Origin of the sequence: Bacillus marinisedimentorum (genome assembly GCF_001644195.2) — a bacterium.
In the GTDB taxonomy this organism is placed as follows: domain Bacteria; phylum Bacillota; class Bacilli; order Bacillales; family Bacillaceae_O; genus Bacillus_BL; species Bacillus_BL marinisedimentorum.
This window is the reverse complement of sequence record NZ_LWBL02000078.1, coordinates 1-13,986: the sequence shown is the minus strand read 5'-3', so window position 1 is coordinate 13,986 and position 13,986 is coordinate 1. Positions and strand designations below refer to the sequence as shown.

General features: G+C 46.2%; 12 protein-coding genes. All 12 read left to right on the top strand.

From position 1 onward, the window contains the following. Positions 1–363 precede the first annotated feature (363 nt). On the top strand, positions 364–1,086 hold the full coding sequence (locus A4U59_RS20310) for a pseudouridine synthase (RefSeq protein WP_066175394.1): 723 nt from the start codon (positions 364–366) through the stop codon (positions 1,084–1,086). A gap of 74 nt (positions 1,087–1,160) precedes the next feature. Beyond that, positions 1,161–1,685 (top strand): thiol-disulfide oxidoreductase ResA, encoded by a 525-nt coding sequence (gene resA, locus A4U59_RS20305; RefSeq protein WP_066175392.1) that lies wholly within the window; start codon positions 1,161–1,163, stop codon positions 1,683–1,685. Between the two features lie 40 nt (positions 1,686–1,725). Next, positions 1,726–3,396: a cytochrome c biogenesis protein ResB gene (gene resB / locus A4U59_RS20300; RefSeq protein ID WP_066175390.1), complete on the top strand. Its 1,671-nt coding sequence runs from the start codon at positions 1,726–1,728 to the stop codon at positions 3,394–3,396. Continuing rightward, positions 3,377–4,561: a c-type cytochrome biogenesis protein CcsB gene (gene ccsB / locus A4U59_RS20295; protein ID WP_066175388.1), complete on the top strand. Its 1,185-nt coding sequence runs from the start codon at positions 3,377–3,379 to the stop codon at positions 4,559–4,561. The genes resB and ccsB overlap by 20 nt, the downstream gene beginning before the upstream one ends. A gap of 48 nt (positions 4,562–4,609) precedes the next feature. Beyond that, positions 4,610–5,326, top strand: coding sequence for a response regulator (locus tag A4U59_RS20290; protein WP_066175386.1), 717 nt, complete (start codon positions 4,610–4,612; stop codon positions 5,324–5,326). Next, positions 5,323–7,119, top strand: a complete 1,797-nt coding sequence (locus A4U59_RS20285) for an ATP-binding protein (protein ID WP_066175384.1) — start codon at positions 5,323–5,325, stop codon at positions 7,117–7,119. Before A4U59_RS20290 ends, A4U59_RS20285 begins: the two co-directional genes overlap by 4 nt. Before the next feature lie 189 nt (positions 7,120–7,308). Further along, the gene (locus A4U59_RS20280) at positions 7,309–8,412 is read left to right on the top strand and encodes a GerAB/ArcD/ProY family transporter (RefSeq protein ID WP_066175381.1); all 1,104 of its coding nucleotides are present in this window, start codon (positions 7,309–7,311) and stop codon (positions 8,410–8,412) included. After that, positions 8,409–9,890 carry a spore germination protein gene (locus A4U59_RS20275; RefSeq protein ID WP_066175380.1) on the top strand — a complete coding sequence of 494 codons (1,482 nt, stop codon included), beginning with the start codon at positions 8,409–8,411 and terminating at the stop codon, positions 9,888–9,890. Before A4U59_RS20280 ends, A4U59_RS20275 begins: the two co-directional genes overlap by 4 nt. Positions 9,891–9,908: 18 nt before the next feature. Next, the gene (locus A4U59_RS20270) at positions 9,909–10,985 is read left to right on the top strand and encodes a Ger(x)C family spore germination protein (RefSeq protein ID WP_066175377.1); all 1,077 of its coding nucleotides are present in this window, start codon (positions 9,909–9,911) and stop codon (positions 10,983–10,985) included. A gap of 104 nt (positions 10,986–11,089) precedes the next feature. Next, positions 11,090–11,647: an RNA polymerase sigma factor SigX gene (locus tag A4U59_RS20265; protein ID WP_066175375.1), complete on the top strand. Its 558-nt coding sequence runs from the start codon at positions 11,090–11,092 to the stop codon at positions 11,645–11,647. Further along, positions 11,625–12,827, top strand: coding sequence for a hypothetical protein (locus A4U59_RS20260; protein WP_066175374.1), 1,203 nt, complete (start codon positions 11,625–11,627; stop codon positions 12,825–12,827). The genes A4U59_RS20265 and A4U59_RS20260 overlap by 23 nt, the downstream gene beginning before the upstream one ends. 74 nt (positions 12,828–12,901) lie before the next feature. After that, entirely contained in the window at positions 12,902–13,714 is an 813-nt protein-coding gene (locus tag A4U59_RS20255; protein WP_066175371.1) for a histidinol-phosphatase, read from the top strand. Positions 13,715–13,986: the final 272 nt, after the last annotated feature.

Genomic DNA, 13,986 nt, shown 5'->3' with positions numbered 1-13,986 from the left:
ATGCTTTGCGTTCCCGAAAGGACTGCGGATCACCAAAAAAGAAACGAAACGAGCCCACGCGCTCCCGAAAGGCCTTCGGAGCACGCCGCTGAGCGGGCGCCTTGCACATTTGTTCCTGTATAGGGAAGGATATATTATTAGCAAAGAAGTGTTCCGACGCAGCGGCCAAATTTAAAAATATAGATAAAGGCAACTACAGCTCTGTCTTCGGTTCACGCTCGCCGGTCGGCGGTTTTTCTTTTAGGCAGCTGGTTGGACTTATACAAAAATAAGATATATTCCCAGCAGAAAACCACGATTTTAAGGAACAAAACTTGAGGAATTGTGACAATTTAAAGTAAGATGATATGAGAGGTGAACAGAATGGAACGATTACAGAAAGTTATAGCCCACGCCGGAGTTGCTTCAAGACGCAAAGCAGAGCAGCTCATAAGCGAAGGAAAAGTAAAAGTGAACGGCAAAACCGTTACCGAGCTTGGCACGAAGGTCGGTGGAAATGACCGGATCGAAGTGGAAGGTGTCCAGATCGAACGGGAAGAGCCGGTCTATTATTTGTTTTATAAACCGCGGGGTGTCATTTCGGCGGTCAAGGATGACAAAAACCGAAAGGTGATAACGGATTTTTTCCCGGAAATTGAACAGCGTATTTACCCTGTCGGCCGGCTTGACTATGATACAAGCGGTCTTCTGCTCGTCACAAATGACGGCGAATTTGCCAACCATATGATGCATCCCCGCGGGCAGGTGGACAAAGTGTACATCGCAAAAGTAAAGGGCATTCCGGATAAAGAGGCATTAAACACTCTTCGAAGAGGTGTAAAACTGGAAGAAGGCAAAACATCACCAGCGAGAGTGAAGATTAAGTCGATCGACAGAAAGAAACAGTCAAGCATCGTCGAACTTGTGATTCATGAGGGGAAAAACAGGCAGGTCCGGCGCATGTTTGAGGCTGTCGGCCATGAAGTGAGCAAACTGAAGCGTGAGCGTTACGCCTTTTTGGACTTAAAGGGATTGAACCCTGGAGAATTCAGGCCGCTCACCCCGCATGAAATCAAACAGCTTCTTCATCTGGCTGTCACAAAATAGTCACATCAATAAACAGGTAAACAACATGCGGATGTTAGAATGTTTTAGTGAAGGCACTGCCAGGGGGTAATCGTATGCAAAAAAAGAAAAAACGCCAGCTCTTCCGGGTGGCAATTCTGGTTATTTTATTTGGAGCTCTTGCATTTACGCTCTATACAAACTTTTTTAACAGCAAGGATGTAGTAGGTGTGGGCGATCAGGCACCTAACTTTGTCCTCGAAGATATGGAAGGCAATAAAATAGAGATGGAAGAGTTAAGAGGCAAAGGGGTATTTTTGAATTTCTGGGGCACCTGGTGTGAACCATGTAAAGAAGAAATGCCATATATGCAGAGCCAGTACGAAATATACAAAGATCGCGGTGTTGAAATTGTCGCTGTGAACGTTTCAGAGACGAAGCTCGCAGTCAATCGGTTCGCCAATACATACGGATTGACGTTCCCGATTGTGATCGACAAGGGTGAAGTGCTGGATGCCTACGGCGTCAATCCGCTTCCGACAACTTTCTTAATTGATAAAGACGGCAAAATCGTTGATAAAATAACAGCAGGCATGACTGAACAGATGGTCGCGGATTATATGAAAAAAATAGAACCTTAAACAGCATGGGGATTTTTGAGAGACTGATGGGGTGTTGAATATGAATGAAAAACAGATCACATGCGAATGCGGCCATGAGAATCCATATGGCACTGAGCTATGTGAAGCTTGCGGGAAACCGCTTGCTGAGGGAGCGGATGACCAGCAGAAGAAGCCCCTTTTGAACATGCGCTATGAAGGGAGCGCAAGGCGTTCCCAGATATACAACAGATCAATCATTGATAAGATATGGAACTTTTTTTCTTCGGTGAAAGTGGGAGTCAGCATCATTATCGTGACTCTTATTGCGTCATCACTGGGCACTATCTTTCCTCAGGAAATGTATATACCGCCGAATGTGCTGCCTGAAGAACATTATAAATCCGAGTATGGAACAGCCGGCCAGCTTTATTATCTTCTGGGATTCCACAATTTATACGGGTCCTGGTGGTATATCATTCTTATTGCCGCTCTCGGTATTTCGATTGTCATCGCCAGCATTGACCGGGGCGTCCCGCTGTACAGGTCACTCAAAAACCAGCGGGTCACCCGCCATCCGCGATTCATGGAGCGGCAGAGGCTGTTCAGCAAATCTGCTCCCGCTGATCCTGATTTACAGATGGACAAGATCCGCAAAGCGTTTGAGGATAAAAGGTACAAAGTCAAAGAAGAAAACGGAAACCTGTTTGCAGAAAAAAACCGGTTTTCACGCTGGGGCGCATATGTGAATCACACCGGCCTGATCATATTCCTGCTCGGTGCCATGCTCCGATTTGTTCCCGGTATGTATGTGGATGAAGTATTATGGCTCCGTGACGGGGAAACAAAAGCGATTCCCGGTACGGAAGGCGAATACTATCTTGAGAGCAAGCAGTTCAGAATGGATGTTTACAACGAAGGGGAAGAAGGCGGCAAGTTCAATGAAGCGATTAACCGTGTCGGCGGATCGGTCGCTAAAAACTACCAGACAGATGCTGTTCTTTACCGGAAATCCGGCGAAGGAATACCGGGGGCTGAAAAAGATCTTGAAAAAGTCAAAAGCCATCCGATAAGGGTCAATGAACCGCTTAAGTTTGACGGATTTGCCCTTTATCAGGTGGATTTCAAGCTGAATGAGCTGGATAAAATGATGTTCAAGCTGGAAGAAAAGGAGACGGGAAAAACATTCGGAGATATTGCGGTCGATCTGCATGATCCAAAGTCCGAATATGATCTTGGCAGCGGCCACCGGGTGGAGATCGTCAACTATTATCCGAATTTCATCTTGAATAACGGAGTCCCGTCAACGAAAACAAGGATTCCAGATAATCCCGGTTTCATTTTCAAAATGTACACACCGGATCATCCTGATGGAGAGATCAGTTTTGTCGCAATCCGTACGAATATAGAGCCGGAAGGTGAAAATGATTTTAAAATGAGTTTCGACGGGATTGATACGAGAAATGTGGCCGGCCTTACTGTCAGGAAGGATAATACCCTGTGGTTCCTTGGAATCGGCGGCTTAATCTTCATGATTGGTGTCATCCAGGGGATGTACTGGAATTACCGGCGTATCTGGATATTGAGAAATGACGGAGAAATATGGCTGGCAGCCCATACAAACAAAAATTGGTATGGAATCAAGCGTGAACTTGATCATATGCTTGAAGATACCGAAATCAATCCGCCGGCAGACCAGGCCGAAGCGGAAAGTGAAATAGGAGGGGATTCAAATGGCGGAGCTAAGCAGTAACCTGTTATACGCCGCATTCATATTGTATCTGGTGGCGACCTTTTTGTTTGCCGGGTCGATTAGAGATAAAAAAGCGGACAATAAAAATTCCAAATGGGGAAAAATCGGCTTCGCCGTTTCGGTGATCGGGTTTGCGGCGCAGCTCGGTTATTTCGTAACAAGGTGGATTGCAAGCGGACATGCCCCTGTCAGCAATCTATTCGAATATACAACGTTTTTCGGTATGATGCTCGTGTTCGCGTTCATCGTCATTTATTTGATTTACAGAAATAATGTGCTCGGTGTGTTCACGATGCCTGTCGCACTGCTTGTCATCGCATTTGCAAGCATGTTTCCGACGGAAATATCACCGCTTATCCCCGCTTTGCAAAGTGACTGGCTGAAAATCCATGTCACCACCGCTGCGCTTGGTGAAGCGATTCTCGCTATCAGTTTCGGGGCAGGATTGATATACTTGATAAAAGTTGTGGACCAATCAAATTCCTCAATAAAAACGTTCTGGCTGGAATTCATCTTGTATACATTGGTCGCCACGGTCGCTTTTGTCGCTTTCGGAAGCGGTTTTAAAGCGGCAGGCTTTGAAACGGTGTTCCAGGTACCGGCTGAAAACGGCCAGGTGCAGGAAGTTATCTACAATTATCCTGCAATTGCAGGGCCTGCAGGTGCTGAACTTACAGGTGGCTCTGACTTTGGTCCGCTTTTTGATGCACCTGCCTGGATGGAAGGCGTTAATGCTGCACGCAAATTAAATACGCTTATCTGGTCTTTACTTGGCGGGCTTTTCATATACGGTGTTCTTCGTTTACTATTAAGGAAGAGAATTGCAGCTGCACTTCACCCGCTTGTTAAAAATGTGAATCCGAAGCTTGTCGATGAAATCAGCTACCGGGCGGTTACGATCGGATTCCCGGTGTTCACGCTCGGGGCTCTCATTTTTGCCATGATCTGGGCGCAGGTAGCCTGGACCCGCTTCTGGGGCTGGGACCCGAAAGAGGTTTGGGCATTGATCACCTGGCTGTTTTACGCGGCGTTTCTTCACCTCAGGCTGTCGCGCGGCTGGGAAGGTGAAAAATCGGCCTGGCTCGCTGTCGGAGGATTTGCCATTATCATGTTCAACCTTGTCGCTGTAAATCTGGTAATCGCAGGATTGCATTCTTACGCATGACACCTGTAATACCTTTAGATTAGAGTAGGATAGAAGGGATGATTCGCTATGGAAAAAGAAGCAAAATTACTAGTAGTCGATGATGAAGAACGAATTCGCCGCTTGCTCCGCATGTACCTCGAGCGTGAAAACTATCAAATTGAAGAAGCGGCAGATGGTGAAGAAGCTCTTGAAAAAGCGCTCAATGACGATTTTGATCTTATTTTGCTCGATTTGATGATGCCCGGGAAAGACGGCCTTGAAGTGTGCCGCGACCTGCGGGACAAGAAAGCGACACCTGTCATCATGCTTACCGCCAAAGGCGAGGAAGCGAATCGTGTGCAGGGATTTGAAGTGGGCACCGACGATTATATTGTGAAGCCGTTCAGCCCGCGCGAGGTTGTGCTGAGGGTAAAGGCTTTGCTGCGCCGTTCGTCCTCCACTAAGTTTTTACAGACGGATACCACAACGAAGGATGTTATTGTATTCCCTCACCTTACCATCGATAATGATGCCCACCGCGTCTCTGCCGACGGAAAAGAAGTCAGCCTGACGCCGAAAGAGTACGAACTGCTTTATTTCCTTGCTAAAGCACCTGATAAGGTATATGACAGGGAGCAGCTTTTGAAGGAAGTATGGCATTATGAGTTTTTTGGTGACCTTAGAACAGTTGATACCCATGTAAAACGACTGCGCGAGAAGCTGAACAAAGTTTCACAGGAAGCTGCCAAAATGATTGTGACAGTTTGGGGTGTAGGCTATAAGTTTGAGGTCGCTGGTGAATGATGTTCTGGAGGAGTGTGGTTGGTAAACTTTGGTTTACCATCCTTTTGCTCGTCTCGTTTGTACTATTTATCCTGACTGTGCTTCTTCTGCAGTTTTTTGAAAATTTCCATGTCAACCAGAAAGAAGACGAGTTGACGGAGCTCGCGACCAAGATTTCTTCTGTGATGGAAGAGCATGAGTTCCGCAATCTTGCACTCGCAATAGCGTGGGAACTCGTCGATCCTTCGACAAGGGTGTTCATATATGGCGATGAAGAAAATCAATGGTATTCCCCTTCAAACAACGAAAGGGGCGCAGTGCCGGTCGATTTTTTGAAAATGGATGATGACCTGTCGGCTGTTTTTACAGAAAATGAGACGGTTATCAAACAGATAGATGACCCTTTTGCTGATGAAGAGAAGGGTAACGTCAGCGAAATGCTGATTGTCGGCACTCCGACAAACTTTACCGGTTCTGAAAATGGTGCGGTATTCGTCTACCAGTCGCTGGACGTTGTCCATGAAACAACGAGTGAAACGACAAAAATCATTTTGCTTGGTGCCGGAATTGCCATTATCCTTACAACGATTTTCGCTTTCTTCCTGTCGACCCGCATCACTTCACCGCTCCGGGAAATGAGGGAGGCGGCATTCGAAGTGGCGAAAGGAAAGTTTGATACGAAAGTGCCGATTCTGACCCATGACGAAATAGGTGAGCTGGCTATGGCGTTCAACCGGATGGGGCGGCAGCTGAAATTTCATATCAATGCTTTGAACCAGGAGAAAGAGCAGCTTTCAAGTGTGTTAAAGAGTATGGCTGACGGGGTCATAACACTGAACAGCAATGGTGAAGTCCTTGTGACCAACCCGCCGGCTGACCGTTTCATGAATGCTTACCGCTATGAACTTGGCTGGGAGGATGGGGACAGCGCCGAGCTTCCTCCCGAACTGTTGGATCTGTTCCAGAACGTAGCGCTTACGGAACAGGAACAAATCCAGGAGTTGATGGTCCAGGGGATGCACTGGGTTGTGCTCATGACGCCTTTATATGACAACCAGAAAGTACGTGGAGCGGTCGCGGTGCTGCGTGATATGACTGAAGAACGCCGCCTGGATAAGCTGCGGAAGGATTTCATTGCGAACGTTTCCCATGAACTTCGGACTCCGATTTCGATGCTGCAGGGCTATAGTGAAGCAATGGTTGATGGCATTGCAGGGACTGTCGAAGAACAAAGGGAAATGGCACAGATCATCCATGATGAATCCATGCGTATGGGCCGTCTTGTCAATGAACTGCTGGATCTGGCCCGTATGGAAGCCGGCCATATTCAGCTCAATCTTGAACCGGTGTACGTCGGTCCGTTCGTTGAACGCATCGTGAAAAAGTTTCAAACACTTGCAAAAGAAAACGGCATCGCTTTGGAATATGATGTACCAGATGATCAGACCCGTGTTTACCTTGACCCGGATCGGCTCGAGCAGGTATTCACGAATCTGATTGATAACGCGATCCGCCATACGAGCGAAAATGGTACGGTGAGCGTCTCGGTAAGGATTGAAGGCAAAACCGTCACAGCCGATGTCACCGACACAGGTTCCGGAATTCCGGCAGAGGACCTGCCATTTGTGTTTGAACGTTTCTACAAAGGAGACAAAGCGAGAACACGCGGCCGCTCCGGCACAGGACTGGGACTTGCCATCGCAAAAAATATCATCCATGCCCACAAAGGTGAAATATCGGCCCACAGTAAACTCGGGGAAGGAACTACTTTTACGTTTGTCCTTCCGCGGATTGTGGAAAAAGAAGGCTTTTGACGAACAATCTTGTTTCCTATGAAACAGGATTGTTTTTTTTGTTTCGAAAGAATAAGCTTCGATACACCGGCCGCATCATCCATCAGCCAGGCCAGGATTGGGCCAGGCCAACGAGCCGGTCTTTCAGTATATACTCAAGCTTTCAGTAACATACTATCACTAATTATTTGTTATAAGGGCGTGTAGGCAATGATTCCGCATTCTTCTAAAATTAACGGCCCCCTTGTCCTGTTTTTGGTACATTCAGCCCAAATCGGGATAGGTGTTCTCGGTTTCCAGCGCATCATTGCAAAATATGCCGGATTTGATGCCTGGATCACTGTCATCCTGACCGGCATTCTTACACACTTTTTTATGTTTTTAATCTTCGTAATCCTGAACAAAAGCGGAGAAGATGATATATATGGGGTTCATGAGTTTATAGCAGGCAAGTACGCAGCCAAAGTGCTGAATATCATCTGGATCATTTATTTGTTTGGTGCCTCTTTGACGATTTTACGGTCTTTCCTGGAAGTGATACAAGTGTGGATGTTTCCGAAAGTGCCGGTCTGGTCGCTTGCTCTTGTTTTCATCCTGATCACCTTTTATATCATCGATGGGGGTTTTAAAGTTGTGGCAGGTATGGCTTTCTTTGGGGTTATTATCCCGTTTTTTTTAATCCTGATGCTGTTTTTTCCTGCGGAGTATGCAGACTTTCGGAGTATGCTGCCGATCATGAGACGGCCGCCTGCTGATATTATCTTCGGAATTAAAGATGCTGCCCTTACATTTTTTGGATTTGAATTCATCCTCATCTATTACCCATTTTTGAAAAACAGGGAAAAAAGCTGGAAGTGGGCCCATGCGGGACTTTTTTTGAGCACAGCCATTTATTTATTGATCACTGTTGTCAGTTTCGGTTTTTATACTGAGGAACAATTATCCAAAACAACATGGGCGACGCTTACAATGTTTAAAATTATTGAAATGCCGTTTGTCGAACGATTTGAGTATATCGGAATCTCTTTCTGGGTGATTGTCGTCATCCCCAACATTACATTATCTCTCTGGGCGGCTACCCGTCTGGCCAAGCTGACATTCAAGGTAAGACAGCGCCAGCTTCTCATCCTGTTCACAGCTGCGCTTTTCATAGGAACGATTCACTTCGAAAACCGTGATCAAATCAATTTTCTGAATGACAATTATTCTAGAATGGGTTTATACCTGATTTCAATATATATTCCGATTCTCGTGTTGGCTGTATTTATAAAATCATCCTGGCGGAAAAAGAAAGTAAGGGGGGGAGCAGCATGAAGTCAGGCTTTCAAAAAAAAGAGCAAAAGGCCGACATACCCGGCGTCTTCAAACCGATTTCGGATTCCACAGATTTTATTGTCCACCATAACAGTGAAGCAGTAACGCCTTACCGGCTCTACTACAGTTTCTCCCTTATTGATGCTGAAACACTTCATAACATCGTTTTACCGAACTTACAGGAAGAAATAACGAATCTTGACCAAATCCGTAAAACTGTACCGATTGAAGATATAAAAGTCGAAAGCGAGAGTGATGTAATCTGCAAAAAGGTGCTTGACGGGTACCTTGCTGTAGCGCTTGACGGAAATGAAAGAGAGTTCGCTCTTATCAAAGCAGTAAAAAGTGAAAGCAGGTCGCTTGCAGCACCGGAAATCGAGTTCAGTGTTGAGGGTCCGAAGGATTCCTTCGTCGAGCTTCTCGGAACCAATTTGAACCTGATCCGGAAACGCCTGCCGTCAGACAGGCTGACTGTCATCGAAAAGAAGCTGGGAAATGTATCTAAAACAAATACCGCTATCCTTTATATGGAGGGGAGGGCAGATGAAAAGGACCTAAGATATGTGACTGACCGCCTTGACAGTATCGAAATCGACCAGGTGATTGACAGTTCCTTCATTCTTCAGATGCTTGAAGATAATTCAATGTCGCCGTTTCCACAGCTTTCAAATACGGAACGTGTCGACCGGGTCGCAGGATATCTCGGAGACGGGAAAATCGTCATTCTTGTCGAGGGTTCTCCTTACGCAGTAGTAGGTCCAGCAAGTTTGGTTGAGTTTTTCAGCTCAATGGAAGATTTTTATTTATCCTGGCATATCGGTAATATTTTAAGGCTGATCAGATACTTTGCAGTGCTGTTTTCAATTCTTGCTACCCCTGTGTATGTTGCGGTGCTCACTTACCATTATGAATTAATTCCGAAAGATATGCTCAGTACACTTGTGGGATCGAGGACAAACATACCGCTTCCGCCTTTTTTGGAAGCTTTGTTTCTTGAAGTGACGATTGAACTTCTCCGGGAAGCAGGTGCACGTCTGCCGACCAAAATCGGCCAGACGATCGGCATTGTCGGTGGAATCGTAATCGGGCAGGCATCCGTGGAAGCAGGCTTGACGAGTAATATTCTTCTGATCATCGTTGCGCTTGCTGCTCTGGCTTCATTTGTAACGCCTGTATATAGAATGGGCAATACGATTCGCCTGATCAGATTCCCTTTTCTCATTTTATCGGTTATTTGGGGATTGCTCGGTATTGTGCTGATGTTTTTATTTTTCCTGGCCCATTTATTGCGCTTGACATCGCTCGGGCACCCTTATATGTCACCTCTTTTCCCGCCGCGTGCAGATGCTTTTCGAAAAGCGGTGTTCAGGCTGCCATTTCGCTGGTTCGAACAGGAAAAGGGGAACGGAAGCGTTTCTCAGGACCCTGCCGCTTTTTCATTTTTTAAAAAGCATGCAGCTGACATCGATGAGGAATAAAGGAAAGGAGGGCATCCCATGGCCAAAAGGATGTTCATAACAGGCACGGCACTGCTAATGGTATTGAGCGGCTGCGCAGCATCCCGAATTGTCGATGAGATTTCGTTGATTCAGGCAGCTTCGTTTGATAAAGGGGAGGAAAAGAAATACCTGGGCGGTTTGATGATGCCCATTTATAAAGATCCGGAAACAACAGAGTCATTCGTCATGTCTGCAGAAGGGGATGCGGTCAGGGAAGTAAGGATTGAACTCAATGGGAGATCGCCAAAACCGCTTGTTCCCGGCCAGCTGCGAGTCACACTCTTAGGCGAAGAATTAGCAAACGAAGGAGTGATCGAAATCGTCGATGTCATGTACCGTGACCCGACAATCGGAATGCGCCCTTTCCTCGCTGTCGCAAAAGGCAGAGCATACTCGCTTCTTGAACAGGAAAGCAAAGTCACCCATCATTCAGCTATGTATATTGCGGATTTGATCAATCAAAATATGGAAGATGAATATTTGCCCCGCACCAATCTCCATGTTTTTTTGAACAGTTATTACAATGATGGAAAAGATCCGTTTCTTCCTTATCTGAGCGAAAAAGGAGGGAATGTGGAGCTTGAAGGAATCGCCATTTTACGGGGAGATAAGATGGTCGGAAAACTCGGCCGGGAAAAAACGTTTTTGCTAAAGCTTTTATCTAAAGAGGGATACAGAGACGGAGGTTATATTCTTACGTTCGGTGAAGATGAACAAGAAACGGCGGTCATTGAAAATGTCTCGACAAACACGGAATATGAAATGAAAAAACCGGATCATTTTGTCATCAATGTGTCATTCAAAGGCATTCTTAAAGAATACAGCAGTGGGGACAAAAACAAGTCTGCGGACAGAAAAAAGATTCAGGCTGCGCTGCAAAAAGAGATGGAGAGCAAAGGGAATGCGCTGGTAGCGGAACTTCAGGAATTGAAGGCCGATACCCTCGGAATCGGGGAGTTTTACCGCAGCATTACAAGAGATTGGCAGCCGGAAAAATGGAAGCGTACATACCCTGATGTCACAATTACCGTAAAGGTGATACCGGAAATTCTCGAAACAGGGGTGTCTGAATAGAAAGGGAAAAGTTCCCTTTCTTTTTTAATTTTCCAGGTTTATAGTGGAATGGGGTGTAACAAAATGCTGTGTGAAACGACTAATTTAGGGAACGGGGTGAAGTGGTGGAAAAACTATTTCAGGACCTCTATGAAAAGTATCATCGAGATGTATACCAATTTTTGTTTTATCTGGTCAAAAATAAGGAACAGGCGGAAGACCTTGTTCAAGAAGTTTATATAAAAGCGCTGAAATCATACGGGGGATTCCAGGGGAACAGCAGCGAAAAAACGTGGCTGTTTTCGATTGCACGCCATACGGCAATCGACTGGTTCAGGAAACAAAAACGGCAAAAAAGAAGCTGGGCCGATTTTATTGACTGGAAAGAACAGACGATCGAGTGGCGGGATCACGAGCCGCTCCCTGACGAAATTGCGGAACGAAATGAAGAAACGAAACATTTATACAACGTTTTGAAGAAGTGCCCTGTCAATCATCAGCTGGTTCTGGTGCTTCGATTTATCCAGTCCTATTCGATTAAAGAATCTGCCGAGATACTCGGATGGTCTGAAAGCAAAGTGAAAACAACCCAGCATCGGGCACTGAAAGCATTGCGTGAACAAATGGAAGAGGAAAGCAGAAGAAGGGAGGCGGGCGATTATGACGAACTCAAAGTACGATGAAGAAGATATCAAAAAACTGCTGCAAAGCATGCCGGAAATAGAAGATGAGTCAACGAGCGAGGAACATTTTCGGAAAATCAGCGACAAAATGAACCGACGAAATAGCCGGCGCAACAACCGGTCTTCCCGCTTCCTGCCGCTTGCTGCGACAGCGGCCATTTTTTTGCTGGCAGGTCTGCTTATCCTGCCCGCTTTGTTTGAACGGAATGGAGAAAACATGGCATCCGAGGAAGTGAGGGATGAAAGCGCCGATATGGAAACGGGTGAAGAAGCTGCAACTGAATCGGCGCCGAAATCTGCTGAAGAAAAGAACGGGCCTTCAAAAAGTTCAATTCGTTCTGACTTTGAGAGCAACCTTGTTCTTCAAGCGAGCAAAGGTGATATTGCGGTAGTTGCCTATCCTGGACCCGGTGGGAATTTCATCGTGCCGGTTTCATTCCCGCTCAGCCAGGGACAGACGCCGATTGATGTTTATAACAGCACGGTATCGTTATGGGATCCTGCTTCAGCCGGATTGGACCCTTTTTTATTGGCGGGCAGTTCGGTTACCGAAAAAAATGACGGATCCGTACTTGAAATCCATGTGCCAGAAGATCATCAGCTCGGACACGGTTCCGCTTCAGAAATAAATTTTACTGCTACAGTAGCCTATATGACTGCATTAGGAGGTTATGAGAAAGCAGATTTATATACGGGTGACGACAGGCGGGGAGTCATGCTTGGAAATTATGGCGAAATCGAAACAATAACTGAAGAAGACATTCCCCCTTCCGGATATTTTAAGTATGAAACAGCCGGACGCTCTTTCCTTGTTCCGTATCCTCATCCGGAATCCAATGCAGCCATTGGGGACCTCATTCAGTTCATGAAGGACGGAATCGAACCGGATACCGGAGAAATGCTGAGACCGGTTATTCCTGGGGGGGTTGACGTTAGATCAGGCAGCTTAAAAGAAAACGGATTGCTGGAAATCACTCTGTCAATTACAGGCGATTCTCCCGGCAGCGACGAAATTTCCGTTATGCAGGAAGGGATTTTGATGACGGCACGCGATGCTGGTTATGACGCTGTAGTCTTTAAGGCTCTAGGCGGACAGATCCCGGCCGCCCAGTACCCCTTTGAAGAAAAGATACCGGTTCCGGCCGCTCCTAATCCGGTCGGAGAGCATGAAGGATCGTGACCTGCAAAAATATTTGAGCGTTCTTATGGAGTGGGCTATAATGGACCAAACACACAAATTGGAGGGAGCCGCTCTTGCTGACTGATTATCATAACCATCTTGAACGGGGAACACTGACACTGGAGTATTTAAAAAAATTCACTGATGAAGCTGTCCGAAAAGGGATTGAAAGCTTCGGCATTTCTGAGCACGCTTATCATTTTTACCAGACACAGAATATATTGAGCAATCCTTGGGTGAATGAAAGAAGGGTTTACGATATGAAAGATTATGTAAACCTCTTTGAGGAAGCGTGGGATGCTGGGATTGATGTGAAAATGTCGATTGAAATGGACTATACACCCGGTAAACATAAAGAAATGCAGGGTTTTATTGAGAGCTATGATTTCGATTATGTCATTGGTTCCGTTCACTGGGTAGATGATTTCGGAATCGATCTCGCGGAGTTCAAAGAAGAATGGGAAAGACGTGACCTCCATAAAGTGTATGAGGGTTATTTTGACCAGGTTGTGACGCTCGCGGAATCTAACCTGTTTGACATCATCGGGCATCTTGATCTTGTGAAGATATTCAAGTATGTGCCGACCGACGAATCATTTTTGCTGGGACAGTATGAGCGTGCGGCAGATGCACTCGCCCGTTCCAAAACGTGTGTTGAAATTAGTACTGCAGGCATCCGGAAACCTGTCGGAGAACTGTACCCTGATCCTCGACTCCTTCAGATGTGCTATGACAGGGATATCCCGATCGTACTGTCTTCCGATGCCCACACGCCTACAGATGTAGGCAAGGATTTTGACCGAGCCGTCGCCTTTGCCCGTTCAGCCGGCTATCAGTCGATCATGACATTCAGTAAAGGCGAGCGCAGGGAGTATCCAATCGGATAGAAAAAGAGCAGCTCTCCAGGTAACGGGTTTACTTCAGAGGTGCAAAGATGGTAATAACAAAAGAAAACACACTGGGTTTGACACTTGAACTCCCAGTGTGTTTTTTATTTGTTGGCTGTGTTAAAGCTCAATGTTGATTTTATCTCTAGTTGATTGGAGTGGAAGGTGCGAGACTCCACGAAAATAAAAACCAATTTTCTTCGTGCGGTGTCTTTTCAAAGAAGCTTATTCAATGTCCTGCGGGACTAGAGGGACAGGTGAGATCCCGCTGG